The sequence below is a fragment of the Denitrobacterium detoxificans genome, from assembly GCF_015062615.1.
GTDB classification, from domain to species: domain Bacteria; phylum Actinomycetota; class Coriobacteriia; order Coriobacteriales; family Eggerthellaceae; genus Denitrobacterium; species Denitrobacterium detoxificans_A.
The window spans coordinates 272192-287381 of the sequence record NZ_SUUH01000002.1 but is presented as its reverse complement, the minus strand read 5'-3'; the positions used below and the strand labels follow the sequence as shown (position 1 = coordinate 287381).

General features: G+C 60.3%; 12 protein-coding genes. 7 read left to right on the top strand and 5 right to left on the bottom strand.

The annotated features are described in order from the left end of the window. Positions 1 to 272: 272 nt before the first annotated feature. The 3 genes from E7002_RS03970 to E7002_RS03960 are packed head-to-tail and all read right to left on the bottom strand — an operon-like array spanning position 273 to position 5381. Complete coding sequence (locus tag E7002_RS03970) at positions 273 to 1145, bottom strand: DmsC/YnfH family molybdoenzyme membrane anchor subunit (RefSeq protein ID WP_303727583.1); 873 nt, start codon at positions 1143 to 1145, stop codon at positions 273 to 275. A gap of 3 nt (positions 1146 to 1148) precedes the next feature. Beyond that, positions 1149 to 1811: a 4Fe-4S dicluster domain-containing protein gene (locus E7002_RS03965; RefSeq protein WP_066663032.1), complete on the bottom strand. Its 663-nt coding sequence runs from the start codon at positions 1809 to 1811 to the stop codon at positions 1149 to 1151. Then, a complete protein-coding gene (locus E7002_RS03960) occupies positions 1812 to 5381 on the bottom strand; it encodes a molybdopterin dinucleotide binding domain-containing protein (protein ID WP_303727582.1) in 3570 nt (1189 codons plus the stop codon). It abuts the gene before it with no gap. A 372-nt stretch (positions 5382 to 5753) separates the two neighbouring features. Here E7002_RS03960 and E7002_RS03955 point away from each other — a divergent pair, with 372 nt between their 5' ends. Beyond that, on the top strand, positions 5754 to 7418 hold the full coding sequence (locus tag E7002_RS03955; RefSeq protein WP_303727581.1) for a response regulator transcription factor: 1665 nt from the start codon (positions 5754 to 5756) through the stop codon (positions 7416 to 7418). Positions 7419 to 7907: 489 nt separating this feature from the next. On the opposite strand, the gene E7002_RS03950 is transcribed toward E7002_RS03955, so the two are convergent. Both E7002_RS03950 and E7002_RS03945 read right to left on the bottom strand, forming a co-directional pair. Beyond that, the gene (locus tag E7002_RS03950) at positions 7908 to 8306 is read right to left on the bottom strand and encodes a DUF3592 domain-containing protein (protein WP_066663041.1); all 399 of its coding nucleotides are present in this window, start codon (positions 8304 to 8306) and stop codon (positions 7908 to 7910) included. A gap of 574 nt (positions 8307 to 8880) precedes the next feature. Next, positions 8881 to 10071: a 4Fe-4S binding protein gene (locus tag E7002_RS03945; RefSeq protein ID WP_303727580.1), complete on the bottom strand. Its 1191-nt coding sequence runs from the start codon at positions 10069 to 10071 to the stop codon at positions 8881 to 8883. Between the two features lie 210 nt (positions 10072 to 10281). Between E7002_RS03945 and E7002_RS03940 the strand changes: the two genes are divergently transcribed. Genes E7002_RS03940 through E7002_RS03915 form a run of 6 tightly spaced genes read left to right on the top strand, consistent with a single transcriptional unit; the run spans position 10282 to position 15015 of the window. Then, positions 10282 to 11130, top strand: coding sequence for a hypothetical protein (locus E7002_RS03940; protein ID WP_303727579.1), 849 nt, complete (start codon positions 10282 to 10284; stop codon positions 11128 to 11130). A 9-nt stretch (positions 11131 to 11139) separates the two neighbouring features. After that, positions 11140 to 11736, top strand: a complete 597-nt coding sequence (locus E7002_RS03935) for a hypothetical protein (protein WP_303727578.1) — start codon at positions 11140 to 11142, stop codon at positions 11734 to 11736. A gap of 21 nt (positions 11737 to 11757) precedes the next feature. After that, positions 11758 to 12681 carry a hypothetical protein gene (locus E7002_RS03930; RefSeq protein WP_303727577.1) on the top strand — a complete coding sequence of 308 codons (924 nt, stop codon included), beginning with the start codon at positions 11758 to 11760 and terminating at the stop codon, positions 12679 to 12681. Positions 12682 to 12696: 15 nt separating this feature from the next. Further along, positions 12697 to 13389, top strand: coding sequence for a molecular chaperone (locus E7002_RS03925; protein WP_303727576.1), 693 nt, complete (start codon positions 12697 to 12699; stop codon positions 13387 to 13389). Between the two features lie 38 nt (positions 13390 to 13427). Further along, complete coding sequence (locus tag E7002_RS03920; protein WP_303727575.1) at positions 13428 to 14072, top strand: 4Fe-4S dicluster domain-containing protein; 645 nt, start codon at positions 13428 to 13430, stop codon at positions 14070 to 14072. A gap of 10 nt (positions 14073 to 14082) precedes the next feature. Then, positions 14083 to 15015, top strand: a complete 933-nt coding sequence (locus tag E7002_RS03915; RefSeq protein ID WP_303727574.1) for a 4Fe-4S binding protein — start codon at positions 14083 to 14085, stop codon at positions 15013 to 15015. The last annotated feature ends 175 nt before the right edge of the window (positions 15016 to 15190 follow it).

Below are 15190 nucleotides of genomic sequence, written 5' to 3'. Positions count from 1 at the left end.
CGCAAACGGTTACCAAGCGAGCGCAGGTGCGTTTTCCATCCTACACGCGCATCAACGCACACCCCCGCATATAGCATGCTGACGCCGCAACGGGAGGGTGCTGCGGCGTCGAAAGGAGGTGGGTTGTGGCGGCTTGGCGCTTGAGGGAGGAGAGGTTGCGCTGCTACCACAACCCAGGGATATGTCGGAGACATGCGCCCAGAGGGGAAGGCGCTTCGCCCCGTGCGGGGCACCGGCTGGAGCACGATAAGCGCGCTCCAGCCGGAAACGTCCTAGTACAGCGGGAACACCGAGGCACCCATCTGGTAGAACACGACACGCAGGCAGAGGGCTGCGACGAATGCGGCAACTACGCCGATTGCGCCCCAGGTCTTCCACTCGCCCTGCTTCTTGCCCATGTAGGCGGCAACCAGGCCAACCAAGGCAGCGATGATGGCGCATGCCGTGAAGGGCAGCACATCGCCGGCGAAGGGAGAAAGACTCGCCGAGCTGGTGACGTCACGCGTAGGAGACGTGGGATCGAACCAGTTCGCCACCGAGAAGAACGCGCTGGTGGAGGCACCCATGACGATCACGTAGATAACCGTGAGCGCGGCATTGAGGCCATGACCGATGAGGTTCACCTTGCCACTGTACTCGGCAGCTTCGCCCTTCAGCTGGGCCAGAAGCGCCATGGTGGATGCACCAAGCGCACAGCCAGCACCCAGGATCGAGACAATCTGCACGATGTTGTTCCAGGCCGGACGCGAAGCCATCATGTAGCTATGTGCGCACACGATGAGCAGCGCAACGGCAACCACGATCGCCAGAATGGCCAGCCAGGAAGGCAGCGCGCCTTCTTCTCCGGCACGGCGCAGGTACACGAAGAACAGCACCATAACAACCACCATCACGACGATTGCGATGAGCTCCTGCGTGATACCCGAGGTGATGTGACCGAAGCCATTGAAGATGCGCTCCCAGTGCTGCAGGTGCATGAATACGGCGATGCCGCCCACGACCAGCAAGACGAACGAAGTGATGAGGGCACTCATCTGAGCCTTCGCTCCCTCACCGCGCAGCGCATACAGCCCCTGCGCGCCGAACAGGCCGGCGGACCATGCCATGAACGTGGTGAAGAGGATAAGAGGCCATTGCAATTCCATGGGTTACTCCTTTCCCTGCCACGTGCGATTGCGCAGGATGTAGGCAATCTGGGGTCCATTACCAACGTCGGTGAGGTGATAGACGTCGCTATCGCTCCACTCTTCCAGCCATTCCTTGGCCGTGGTGCGCGATTCCTGCATGTCCTCGTACGAGGTGGACAGATCGTGCGTAGGTGCGGGTGCCTCGAAGGTGGCGATGCCCTTTTCCACGTCGCCGAAGAAGCGGGCACGCGAACCGCACTGCATGACGCACTGGGGCAGCTCGCCCTGGGAAATACGCTGCTCGCACAGCGTGCACTTCTCGACCACGCGCTCCTCGTCGTTCAGGTAGCGAACGCCGTAGGGGCAGGCCATGACGCAGAACTGGCAGCCAATGCACTTGGACTTGTCGATCTGCACGGTGCCGTCCTCCAACTTGTGGGAGGCCTGCGTGGGGCATACTTTCACGCATTCGGGGTTCTCGCAGTGCTGGCACTGAATGGGAAGGAAGTACATTTCCACATCCGGCCACTGGCCGCTGCCACCCGCCTTGGGCGTGGGGCCAATGCGCAGCGTCTTGATCCAGAAATCGCCCGGACGGACGCCGTTGACCGTCTTGCAAGCCGTCGAGCAGGCCAAACAGCCTACGCAGCGGTTGAGGTCGGTCACGATACCATACTGAGTCATTTACATCACGCTCCCATCCCACTCGGGCTCGCCCTGCACGCGGGAACGAATGCCGGTGCCGGTGGGCAGCCACTGGCGCAGGCGCGGGTCGGATGCATCGTGAATGCACTCGGTGCCGTTGGGATCGCATGGTACGGGGTTGCCGAACGGAGAGTTTTCCGCCGTCGCCTTGTACACAACCGTTGGGGTGGAGCGCATCGTCGCGCAACCGCCAACGCAGCACTGGCCATACGGGTCGTTAACGACGTTGATGCCAACCAGTTCGAAGCCATGGGAGGCGTTATCGAACTCGGGGAACCACCACTGATGGTTCGCGTTGACCACGCCTTCCGAAATGCCGTAATACAGGTCGAGCACTTCGCGAATCTTGCCCCAAGGCGTTTCGATCCATACCCAATCGCCCTGCTTCAGGCCAAGCCTCTCGGCATCCTTCGGATTCATCTCGATACGCGGCGAAGGCCACAGCTCGCGGCACCAGGGCAGCTGCCTGTGCTCGGAGTGGAAGTACACCGGCTGACGGGAACCCGTGGTCATGAGGAAGCTATTGTCGGGATACTTCTTCAGCGTATCGGCATAGCTGTGATTCATGAAGTACGTATCGTCTGCCTGATCGACCTTCGTGGCATCGTAGAGCTCCGGCTTCAAGACCGGCGAGTCGGTAGGCTCGCGATAGAGCGGGAAGCGGTCATCGTCGCCCTGGAAGTACTCCAGGTCGCCCTTCGCCCAGCGCGCATCACTACTGTAGTCGCTCACGAACTGGTCGTTGTCCAGAATGGGCAGCTTCTGTCCCATGTTGCAGATGTAGGCTTCGCAGGTAAGGGACCAGATTTCCACCAGACCCGAAGGCGTCATGAAGCCAGGGTGCGTGTCGACGAGCGGGAACAGGTTGAAGCCACCCTGCTGACGACGCCAGCCCATCTCGTGACGGCGGAAGGTGCCCCAGCGCTCGGGATGCCACTTGCGGCAATCCATCCAGCCATGTTCGGTGAACCATTCCTTGGCCTGGGCCCACGTGGGACCATCGGGGTACATCTCGGTCTTCCACTGGTCGACGTTATCCTTCAGGATGCGGTCGTGGTCGGGCCACAGGTAGCTGACCTTGCCATTGATGGCCTCGGTGTACACATCGCCCAGCTTCTCGGTCCACTTGGCAACGTTGGTGCTGCTTGCGGGCTTCGCGTTCACGATATAGTCCTCGGAGCTACCCGTGGCAGAGGTGTCGCGGGTATTCCAGGGCACGCCCATGGCGCGGTACATGCCGCAGTTCCAGTCGGGGTCGTAAATCGTCTCTCCCGGAGGCTCGATGGCCTGGCAGCCGCAGCCAAACATGCCGCCAGCGCCCTGAGACACACGAGTGGTGTCGATTTCCATCCAGTGGTGGCAGGGGAACACAACGTCGGCATTGCCGTTCGTGGGGCAGAACCACAGGTTGATGTCCACGAAGAAGTCGAGCTGGGTCATGGCGTCCCATGCGCGGGCGATGTTAGCCATGTTCATGATGTCGCCAGACTGGCACACGCCACCATGCAGAGCATACGGCGTGGACTTCACGTTGTAGCCGACTTCCTTGTTCTCGTTCTTCATGCAAAGCGACCAGTCGGGATCCTGCAGGCCGCCATCCCATACGCAGTTGGCGTCGACCCAGCGAGCCCAGTAGCGGTTCAGCGGGAAGCGCTCGGCGTCGATCTCGCCCGCGTTGCGCGTGAAGATCGTCTTGGGGTTCGGCCACACCTGGGAAGACCTCATGGCGCCGCCCATGCGCTTGGCGATGATGATGGCCTCGTCGTAGCTGGGCACCTTGTTACCATAGCGCTCGGCCAGAGGCGACTTCTCATCGATGAGATACTGCACGAAATCCTGCATGTAGGCGGCCATCTCGTCCAGGCTCTTGTCGCGGCCCGTCCACGTCTTGGCGGAATCACCATACGGATCAGAGGCCAGCATGTTGGAACGACCGGGATTGCCGTCGAACTGGCTCTTGCAGGAACCGCGGTTGCCGGCGGGCTCGTCGGCGTTGCCGGTAACGCAGCTCATCATCTGCAGGATGCGGCAGTTCTGAATGGAGTTGCCATTCTGGTCGGTGGCCAGCTGGAAGTGGATGCCGCCATTGCCGTGACGCGCGTCAATACGCGTGGTCCACAGCTTCACGGCCTTCTCGTTCAGTTCACCGGAAACACCCGTAATCTCCTCGACCGTATCCCAGTCGTACTGGCTGGTAAGGTCATGGAAGCCATCCCAAACGGTGCGGCACTTGTAGGTATTGCCGTCACGCAGGGTCACTTCGACCACGCCGGGGAACAGCGCGGGCTTCTTGGGCAGGCCAGCGGGGTTGGTGGTTGCACCCTTCTCGTTGCCAGCATCCCAGTAGGAATCGAACTGGCTGTCGGCAGGGTCGCACCACACGCTGGGATCGGGCAGCCAGCCATCGGCTACCAGGCCCGTAAGAGGATGCGAGATGAAGGAACCCGTGGTTGGAACCTTGTGCGTCTCGCCTTCCCACTTGCCCTCTTCGGCATCCCAGTAGGTAAGGCGATTGTTGTTCTCGTCCCACACCATGAAGCGGGAGTACTTGCCGCCTTCCTTGATGTCGGCTTCGGTGATGAGCTTCGTGCGCATGTCGATGCCGCCGTTGCCTTCCACCAGCCAGCCGTCGGTAAGCCAGGGCTTGTCATCGCAGTACAGGAACGGGGCGTTGCTCCAACGACGCACCATGGTGTCGTCGTATGCCTCGTTTTCGATGATCCAGTTGAACCAGCCCAGGGCCAGTGCGCCGTCGGTGCCGGGACGCAGGGGCAGCCACACATCGGCTTCCTTGCCCAGCGGCGTGACGCGGGGGTCGACGTCGATATGGTACTTCGCGTGAGGCGCGACGTCGGAAATGGTACGGTTCGTAGTGTCGTAGTTGGAGTACTCGACTGCGGTGCCCCACTGCAGGTACACCTTCGGCTCGGCCTCCACTTCCATCCAGGGCGAACCCATTTCGTCGGTCATGATGCCGCCCCAGTGGCGCGGGCCCTTGCACACCTGATATGCCAGATGCGCGTTCGGGGTGCCAAAGAGCTGCTTCATGCCCTGGTAAGGGCCAAGCGACCACACGCGCGACGTGCCGCACATCACGAAGATGCTCTGACCGCCGTACTTGTCGACGCATTCACCCAGACCCGCACCGGCCAGCTCGAACGCTTCGTCGAGCGTGATGCGCACCCAACCGGGATCGTCGGAACCCTTGGGGTTGGTACGCTTGACCGGGTAGCGGAGTCGATCGGGGTGATACGCCGCTTGCATGGAAGACTGCGACTTTGCGCAACAATGACCGCGGCTTTGCGGTGCACTCTCGTCTCCCTCGACCTTTATGGCTTTGCCATCCTGCACGGTAACCCACACACCGCACTCGACCTTACCGCACGCACGGCAGCATGTACGTACATGCTTCAGTTCGCCGGTAGAGGTGTTGGTAGTCTCGGCAAGAGCCTGCATGGGCTCCACAGCCGAAGAACTAAGCGCGGCAGCGGCACCAGTGATTGCCAGCGTCTTCATGAACCCACGACGCGACATGGTGAGCTGTGCCATTAGATCCCCACCTTTCTCTCTCTTCGCTTTCCGTCTGCTTGCTTCCTAAAACGAAGACCGCGCCCGCGTCCAACCACTCCCCTAGTCGGCTTCCCCGAAGGCATGGGCGTTCCCTTTAGGCTGATTCAAACTGTACGAAGATGAGATGGGTGGGCATCGTAGCACCCCCATGATTTAGACCGTTGACGGTATCATATTAGTCATATGATTTATGCGTTTACCCAGGTAAAGACTATATTAGCCATCTGCTGCACCACCTAGACTAATGCTAGAATATCCCAAGGGCGTTTGGGGGCCCATGGCGCAGGGGACGAGGTGCGCCAGCACGCGCAAGGACAACAAGGGGACGCGCGTAGGGAGGAGATGGCAGCTGTGAAGCTACCGAACATTACGGTGGAATTCCGCGAAGAGGAGAGCTGCGCCCTGGGGCGCATTTCCATTACACTCATCTTGGGCATGGCCGCCCACATAGCGTGGATGTACCTCTTCATCTTCAATGGGCCGCGCTTCTTCTTCCCCAATCTGGAAGAACCCGGTCGGCTGTTCTTCATAAGCTCGCTCGTTACGTTTGCGATAGCGCTGCTAAGCTACGGAATCTTCCTGAAGCAAGCGCGCACCCTGTTCGACTCGCTCGAAAAGCGCAGTCGCAATCGCGGAGTCGCTGCTTTCCTGGTGTTCGTATCCATGGTGATCATGCTATTCGCCAACTTCACGGGCATTGCGCCGCACACGTGCTCGCTCGTAGCGGGCGTGACTTCCGGAATTGGATCGGCGGCTCTGCTCATGAGCTATGGCGTATCGTCGTCCGTCTGTGATTTGCCCACCATAACCATCAGCATTTCAGTGGCCCTATTCATTGCCATGGTGGCCTTCGTGCTCGTAACGAAGATAGGCAATACGTATCCAGTAGTATGTATCCTGTTCACGCTTCTACTACCCCTTGCGGAAGTAACATGCCTCAAACGATGCTCGCACAATCTGGTAGATCGGTTGGAATTCAACGGCCTCACCACACCCGTGCACACCATACCCTTTGCAACGCACGTTTGCCTGCCCAGCATCGCATTCGGCATCATTCTGGGAATCACCCGCGCACGCGTGGCGCACGTGCCCCACGACCCCGCCGAATACAACGACATCATCATGTTTGCCCTCATGGCAGCCATATTCGCGCTTGCCATCATGCTGGGGTCCATGCTGTTCCAGCGCAAGAACAACAACTTCTCGTTCCGCACCATGCTGCCCGTAAGCGCCCTTCTGCTGGCGCTGCTGGTCATCCCCGCATGCAACCAGATGCCGTACGCCACGTTCTTCCTGCTCGGGGCATATATCATGATGGAGGGTTGCATGTGGATCTTCTATTCCGACATATCGCAGACCTACCGCGTTAGCGCATTCACCGTTTTCGGGTTTGGACGTGGAAGCCTTGCGCTCGGCGCGCTCACGTCGTACCTGCTCGAGATAAACAACGTGCCCGTATACGATTCCACGAACAACGTAGCCGCATTCATCGCATTCGCATTCATCCTGTTCTCGTTTGGGCGCTCGCTACTGCCCACCAACGCGGAACTACGCGATACGTTGAAGCGCGGGCGCATGTGCCCCGCTCTCATTTCCAACGACGAACTCGCCCTGCGCGATGTAGTGAGCATGAGCAAACAAGCGATGCGCACCATTGACGATGCGCAGGCGAACGTGCTCAAAGCAGGCAAGGCCGAAAGCGGAGAAGAGCATCCGGAGGACAAGACCGGCGCAACCCCGAAACCCTCTACCGCAACCGCGCACGATGGCACCCACAAGCAGGGCATCTTCAAGCGCAAGTGCTCGCTCGTCGCCGAAACGTACCTGCTCTCGCGCAAGGAGACCGAAGTGCTCTTCCTACTGGCCAAGGGACACAATAGCGCAGCCATCCAGGAACGCCTGTACATCAGCGCTGGCACGGCCAACACGCACATGCGCCACATCTACCGCAAGCTCAACGTGCATAGCCAGCAAGAACTCATGACGCTCGTGGAGTCGACCTGGGTGGAGGAATAAACCCGCACCCTGGGCTCTTTCCGCCCTTCCACTTGGGAGTCTTTCCGGGGCGGAGCGGGCACCCCCTCGCGGGACATCGCTTTCGGGTTCTACGTTGCGTAAAGCCCACTGGGCTTTACGCTAACTTGAACCCTTCGCTGCTTCATGTTTTCACTTGGATTTTTCGCATACGGCGAAAAATCTGGCCCAGCTGAGCTGGGCCTTGGTGAATGCTTTCAGAATGTCCCGCGAGGGGGTGCCCGCTCCGCCTTGGCAGGCGGTCGCCGTTGCGGGCTGGGGCTCGCCTGCCCAGGGTGCGTGTTGGAGGGAGCAAGCCATAGGACCGGTCGAAGGGTTTATAGAATCCCGTAGTGGGTGCCCGCTCCGCCTTGGTAGGCGGTCGCCATTGCGGGCTGGGGCTCGCCTGCCCAGGCTGCGGGTTGGGAAAGACAAGCCGTTTGGCCGATTGGGAACGATTGGCGCCTTCGGCGGGACGACAATAGTGATCTATTACATGGTGGCGGAGCCAATGACGAAGAGGACGAAGCCCAGAAGAATCATGGCGATACCGATAATGAGGACGATCGTGTAGGGCTTGTTCGAGCCGTAATGAAATGGCTGAGCATCCTTGGGCTTTTTGGGGTTGTACCAGATGGTGCACGTATCCCCCACGTTATGCGCTTCCTTGCTGATGATCGTCGAGGTAATACGATACTCAACGTCTTGCACCGCATACGAGTAAACATACGAATGGCTCACGTTGCCCTGGGAATTGCGATGCCTACGAATGTCCACCAGCGTACCCTGCACCTGCTCTGAACAGCGCTTATTCTTCCGCTTGTTAATGGGATAGCAAATAACGAAGATGATGCCCAAGAGAAATAGGGCGAACCCAGCCACAAACATCATGTACCCCCCCAAGCCGCAGCCCTGCACTTGCGATTCTATTATACGGCTCGCAACCCAATCAGAACCACACTGCGAAAAGCGCAGCGAATTCGCCCGAAGAGCCACGACCAGTCCCCCAGCCCCGGCCGTAACGGCCGAAGAGCGAAGCGATTTCGGCGCAGGAACTCACGACCCGAACCCAACAAAGGCAGCCCGGCCAGATAGCGAAGCGCATCTGGCCGCCAGGTCGCCCACGGCACCAACTCGCAACAATCGCGCGCACGCACCCAAGGGTCCCGGCCGGTTAGCTATCAGGAGCACTGACCTCCCCGAACGATAGCCAATCGGGGTCGTGGGTCGCGACTTCGGGCCCGCAGGGTGTCCCCTGCGGGGGCATTCTGAAAGCAATCCCCTAGCCCAGCTTAGCTGGGCGCCGATTTTTTCGCCGTAGCGAAAAAATCCAAGTATTCGCATGAAGCAGCGAAGGGTTGGAGCCCCCGACAGCCCAGTGGGCTGTCGGGGGCTCCAACCCGAAATCGATGCCCCGCAGGAGACACCCCGCGGGACCCCAGTAACCTCACATCAGACCAAGCGGTTATCGTTCGTACACCTGGTCGGTGTTCGTGAAGAGCTCGGCCTTATGCCAGATGGTATGCGCCGTCCCCTCCTTCACGGCGCGCGGCGTCATGGTATAGCGATCGGTCATGCCCGCAAGCATGTCACGCGCGAAGACCTCCTCGGAAATGGAAAGCGCGCCCGTGGGACAAATCGCCGAACAGGTACGACACTTCACGCAGTCGCCCGGGTAATGTTCCACGCCGAAGGTGCCATCCTCCTCAACGAAGCGCGCGAGCGCACCCGTAGGGCAAAACGTCGAGCACATCTGGCACGATGAACACGTATCGGTATCGATAATCACATGCCCCCACAAACGCGTATCGATCATCACGTCTTCGGGCTCGCCCAACGTAGCGAGGGAGTTCAGCAAGGACTCACGCCGGTCGGGCAGGAAATGCGGCAACGTGCCATCGTCCATGACCTTCGTGTAGCGCGGCTCTTCCGGCTTAGGCGCATCGTTTTCTCCCAACGCATCACGCACCGCATGATCCACGGCAATCGCGCCCATACGCGCACCCTCGCGCTTCGACGACTCGAAGAACGCGCGCTTGCCCTTGTCGTAGCCATCATCCTTGGCGCGCGTGCATTTCGGCAGCTTATCGGCTAGGCGAATGTCCGCCGACGCACCCCAAGCCTCCAACAGCTGGCGTTCGGTATCGCACACGCGCTGGACCATCTCATACCCCGTGGCATGCGCGCATGACTCGCACGCACCGCGCACAAGCACGATGCTCTTCGCCCCCTGGACAACCAGCTCGGTTAGCGCCGATTCCTCGACGCGCCCCAGGCATTCCACGCGAACGACCGCATCGCGATCGACCAAATCGCCCACGCGATCAAGCAGCGTGCCACACGCCACCGTAACGATGCCCTCGCACGCGCCTGCAACCGCAAGACACTGATTCATGAACTCCGCGTCGTTGGGATGATGCGCCTCCAGCGCGCACGTGGGGCAGATGGTCGCGCACGTGCCGCATCCAATGCAGCGCTCGGGCGAAACCGTAAGCTCTTCCCCATCGAAGTGAATGCACCCCGTGGTGCAAACGCTCGCGCACCGCAAGCAGTCGGCATTGCAATTGCGAACCTGAACGCAACGCTCGCGATGAACGGTAATGTAGGAGCTTTCCAGCTCTTCGATCAGGTTGACCATAGAAGCGATCTTCGGCATATTCCCCACCTGCCATATTCGTGTCACCTTGCAGAATCACTCACGTTTGACCTGCAATTTCTCGTCTAAATGCATTCTATTTCGCTTTTCATATGCCAAATCATAGAGGCCATATTATTTGCCATATGAAAGGGATTCCTATACTTGCCCCCGATGGACGGGCGCAGCGACGAGAGAGCGCCGCGCCATTGGGGAATCAAAGGAGGAGTCATGGTCATGATCCGACCATCCTTGACCCTTGTGCTCGATTTGGACGAGCGAGCAGCGGGCGAGGAAACCATTCTCGAAATCAAGCGGAACTACGCATATGTGTGTACGCCCGTGATTCGAACCCATGCGGCGGAAAGCGAAGAGGAGCCCGTGCGCAACACTGCACGCTTCATCATCAACATGGGCACGTACAAGTACCTGCTTTCCTCCGACGAGGGAGCCGATGACCGCTGGGCCGAAATCGTCGAGCCCTGGATTGGAAACATGCTTCACAAGGTGGGCAATACCATGAAGGTCTTCAACGACCGCCAGCGCAAGATCAAGCTGCCCGAAATCATCTTCGAGCGCATCAACCTGGAAATGCAGGGCGGCGCCTTCAACGTAAGCTTGCACACCGACCCTATCAGCTTCATCAACCCCGAGCTCAACGCCCAGGTGGGATTGGCCCGCACGCTGCTCAATGACGGCACGCTCGCGGGCGCCGTACGCGTTGAGGCTCCATCCGACGCATCCTGGCTCACCCAGAACGAAAGCGCCTGGAACGCATGGGTTGAAGAGCATCCCGAAGCGCTCGAACCCGCGCCCGAGCCGGAACCAGAAATCGAAAGCGAACCGGAAGAGCAGCTCACGCGCGAAGAATGGCTCGAGCGCGACAAGGAAGCGAAAAGCTACGAGAACACCGCCGTTCCCGTAACGGATTCCGACACGCTTCCGCCCATCCCCCACGAGGAGGAAGAGGAAGAGCCCGAGCAATTCGACTTCGACGTGGACTATCACATCTGGAACGTGACGTTCGAAGACGGTACCACGCGCATCTTCGACGCCAACGAGCGATCCTTCGTCGCATAGCAGGGCATCATGTTGGAATCAGCGCAAAGCCAGGTAGCAAACGCACCTGAAATCACCTACGTGAAATGGCGCACTCCAGGCGAGGAGCTCTCGAGCACCGCGCTCATCGTGGCGCACCTTACGCGCGAACGCATCTGCCGCCCCCGGCGCATTTGCGTGGCCGTGCCAAACCGCACGTGGGCAATACGCATGCGCGAAGTGCTCGACGACATGGATCGCAACACGGTGGGACTGCACACCAAGCACGTGAAGATTGCGTACTACGACGCCCTCGAAGACGACTATGACTGGCTGTTCCTCATGGGCTGCGTAGACGGGTTCATCCCACCTGCTCAGGCATCGGAAACAGCCCCATCCAGCGATGAGGCGCGCGCCGCGTGGAGCAACGCCTTCCACCACGCCACCAAGCGCGTCATCGCATCGAGTTTCGTGAAGGCCGACGCCGCATTCGCGAAGGCAGCGGGCATTCAGAGCAACCGCCGAAAGATGGAACATGGCCGCGTCATGGCCATGTGCAAGCCGACGCCCTTCCTTCGCGACAAGGGACAGGCACGCCCCTCCACCGTAGGCGGGCAGGCCCTGCTGCGCAGCTTCAACTTGAACTAGACGCGTAACAAGGAGAGAGACATGAAAGACTTCAGGGATTTCGGGGAGTTCGACTTCACGTTCGACCCCGAACTCGAGGGAATGATGGAAGAGCCAACCAGCATGGACGAGATAGCGGGCGACTTGGGCGTTTTCCTGCCCAACACCGAAGGCCGCACGGAGTTCCTGCCGCCCGACCCCGACAAGGTTCCCAAGATCGAAAACGCCATCGACCAGGCATCGGAAGCCTACGCGCAGCGCTCGCCCGAAGACCGCACGCGCGAGCTCTTCGCCCAGATGCGCCCCCAGCGCGCCATCCTGCGCGCCATCATGAACGCAGCTGGCGAACCCGTTTCCGAAAGCAACCTGGAGGACATCGTCAACGAAGTGCGCACGCGCAAATTCTCGGTGTACTCCACCGCAACCATCTGCCACATGATGGAAACTGCCGGCGCCATCCAGCGCGTTACGGAAGCGGGCGCACCCTACGACTCGGTCGAAGCAGTTCCCGACATCGTGGAAATCGACGGCGTCGAGTACTACGAACCCACTACCCCGCCCGAAGTGCATTGGCTTGCCACGGAGGCAGGCCTGGCCATCATGGCCGAAAACAAGCCCCTGGAGCGCATCGAGGAGCTGTTCGAAAAGGAAGCCGACTACCTGAAGATCTACAAGCGCGTGCTCACCCTGGCTGCGGAGGAAGGTGGCACCACCATGCCGAAGCTCTCCGCCGCCGTAGACAGCGATCCGCTCATCGCCGAACCCACGCGCGTGTACTTCGTGCAGCACTTCACCGACCTGCTGGAAAACCGCGACGCCATCGAATGGCAAGGCTCCGCGTGGGCCACAACCGAAGTAGGACGCGCCGCGCTCGAGAAGCTCGCCGAGGTCGAAGACGACTTCGCAGGCGAAGAACAGGAGCAATCCTTCGCGGTGGCAGCCGAAACCGACGGCATCAAGTGGTAGCAGGAAGTGATGAACATGACGAACGCAACGATGGAAGAAACCCAGGAAACCCGCGAGCAGCTGGCCGAAGCGTGCAGGCAGCGCGCTGCGCAGTACGGCTTCATCTCGCGCCTGTTCCGCAAGGAGATCACGCCCGAACTGCTCGACGAGCTGCATGGGCTGCACTACCGCGTGCACACGGGCAACGACAACATCGACGAAGGCTATCGCCTGATCGCAACGTACCTTTCCGGCATCTGGGACAACACGATCACCGAGCTTGCCGCAGACTACATGCGCACTTTCTTCGGGCACGGCTATAGCGGCCATGCAGCCGCCTATCCGTTCGAGAGCATCTACACCAACGAAAAGAGACTGCTCATGCAAGGGGCACGCGACGAAGTGCTTGCCCTGTATCGCGCAGCGGGCCTCGACAAAAAGGCCGACTGGAAAGAGGGCGAGGACCACATCGCACTCGAGCTGGAATACATGCAGGTGCTTGCGCTGCGCACCGCCAACGCCCTTGAAGCGGGCAACGAGCGCCAGGCCACAACCCTGCTGAAGAGCCAACTGAACTTCCTGAACGACCACCTGTACGCATGGGCGCCGCTTCTGGCAATCGACATGAAGCGTTTCTCGCAGACCGGCTTCTACACCGGACTCGCCTTCCTCATGGAAGGCTTCCTGGAGGAAGACGTGGAGCTTTTGGAGGACATCCTCGAGGAATAACGAGGTTTCCATATACAGACGAGCAAGGAGAGAGGCGTATGGAAGAAACGAAGGAGAAGCAGGCACATGCCGGCATGTCCCGGCGCGCGTTCGCCATTGGCGGAGGCGGCGCAGCGGTGCTGCTCGCCATGGGCGGATTGAAAGCCGTACCAGCGCAAGCCAAGACGCGGCCGCCGGGAGGCCAGGATGAGGACCGCCTGATTTCCGCATGCATCCGCTGCGAGCGTTGCGTTGAGATTTGCCCGCGCAATGCCCTAGCACCCATGCACATCGAAGATGGCATTTTGGGCGTGCGCACGCCGGTGACCAACTTCGACAATGGATACTGCGACTTCTGCCAGGAAGCAAACGGCGGAGACCCGCTGTGCGTCAAATGCTGCCCCACGCAGGCACTCCAGCTAAGCGCATCCGCTACGGCGGAAAGCACCATCATCGGCAAGGCGGTCATCAACGAGAATTGGTGCCTCGCCTGGTCGAAGGCAAACGGATGCCGCTTCTGCTACGACGCCTGCCCCTACGAGGCCATCGAGCTCACCGAAAAGGACAACCGCCCCGTGGTCATTGCCGACCGCTGCAACGGGTGTGGCGCCTGCCAGAGCGTATGCGTCAGCCTGCAGGAGGGCTCCATCACCCTGGGCGCAACCGCGCGCGCTATCGTCGTCGTACCCGAATCGGAACTGTAAGGAGGCCAGAATGAATACGAACAAGCTACGCATCATAATCCCCCTGGCCATCCTGGCCATCGCGGGCATCGCCTTCGCGGCGCACCAGAGCCTCGGCACCCTTTCCGCCCTGGGCTGGCAGGACATCTCGGTCCTGTGCCCCATCGGCGCGCTGGGAACCCTTCTTGCCAGCAGGACCCTCGTTCCGCATGTGCTCATCTCACTCGTGCTTGCCGTCATCGGCATCATAGTGCTCGGCCGCGCCTTCTGCGGATGGGTTTGCCCCGTTCCCGTATGGCGCAAGCTGCGCTACCTGTTCCACAAGCAGGACCCCAGCCTGAAGGGCAAGGCGAAGATCGATCCTGACTCTCCCCTCACGGAAAAGGAGCAGAAGGCCCTCCATGCATCCTGCGGAAACATCTGCCACGCACGCAAGCCTTCCGATTCCCGCCACATCGTGCTGGGAGCTGGATTGCTCTCCGCGGCAATCTTCGGATTCCCGGTATTCTGCCTCATCTGCCCCATCGGCCTTTCCTTCGCGCTGGTATTCACGGTCATCCTGCTGTTCGGCGGAGGCGACGTAACCTGGTCGGTCGTACTCATCCCGGTGCTCCTGCTCGTGGAAGTGGTGTTCTTCCGCAAATGGTGCAGTCACGTCTGCCCCGTAGGAGCGCTCATGAGCCTGGTTTCTCGCGCGAACCGCACCCTGCGAGTGAAAGTGGATCATGCAAAGTGCATCGAGGACACGCGCGGCGTGAAATGCGGACGCTGCTCGCAGGTGTGCAACGTGGGAATCAACCCGCGGCACCCCGAGTTGGGGGCAGGCATGCACGAATGCACGAAGTGCCACGCCTGCGTGGAAAGCTGCCCAGGCAACGCCATTACCATGCCGTTCCTGCCCAAGGGCAATGGGGAATCCCCTGCTGCGGAACCTGTCGTAATCACCGACAACATCGAGAAGTAGCCCTTCCCCGCCGCGCATCAACCCGCGGCGGGGCTCCTCCCAAGATAGCTCTTGCGGGTAATGAGAGCCATCTTGGGAGGAGGGCGGGTCATTCGATTCCCCAATTGTCCTCGAGTGGCCCGCTCCTTCCACATTGCGCATCGTGGTTGGTCGTCGACGCATCCCCTAGCGATAC

Excerpts from the sequence above, each read along its gene's own strand:
- E7002_RS03970 (WP_303727583.1), bottom strand. The coding sequence starts at position 1,145 with ATGGAATTGCAATGGCCTCTTATCCTCTTCACCACGTTCATGGCATGG.
- E7002_RS03965 (WP_066663032.1), bottom strand. The coding sequence starts at position 1,811 with ATGACTCAGTATGGTATCGTGACCGACCTCAACCGCTGCGTAGGCTGT.
- E7002_RS03960 (WP_303727582.1), bottom strand. The coding sequence starts at position 5,381 with ATGGCACAGCTCACCATGTCGCGTCGTGGGTTCATGAAGACGCTGGCA.
- E7002_RS03950 (WP_066663041.1), bottom strand. The coding sequence starts at position 8,306 with ATGATGTTTGTGGCTGGGTTCGCCCTATTTCTCTTGGGCATCATCTTC.
- E7002_RS03945 (WP_303727580.1), bottom strand. The coding sequence starts at position 10,071 with ATGCCGAAGATCGCTTCTATGGTCAACCTGATCGAAGAGCTGGAAAGC.
- E7002_RS03940 (WP_303727579.1), top strand. The coding sequence starts at position 10,282 with ATGGTCATGATCCGACCATCCTTGACCCTTGTGCTCGATTTGGACGAG.
- E7002_RS03935 (WP_303727578.1), top strand. The coding sequence starts at position 11,140 with ATGTTGGAATCAGCGCAAAGCCAGGTAGCAAACGCACCTGAAATCACC.
- E7002_RS03930 (WP_303727577.1), top strand. The coding sequence starts at position 11,758 with ATGAAAGACTTCAGGGATTTCGGGGAGTTCGACTTCACGTTCGACCCC.
- E7002_RS03925 (WP_303727576.1), top strand. The coding sequence starts at position 12,697 with ATGACGAACGCAACGATGGAAGAAACCCAGGAAACCCGCGAGCAGCTG.
- E7002_RS03920 (WP_303727575.1), top strand. The coding sequence starts at position 13,428 with ATGGAAGAAACGAAGGAGAAGCAGGCACATGCCGGCATGTCCCGGCGC.
- E7002_RS03915 (WP_303727574.1), top strand. The coding sequence starts at position 14,083 with ATGAATACGAACAAGCTACGCATCATAATCCCCCTGGCCATCCTGGCC.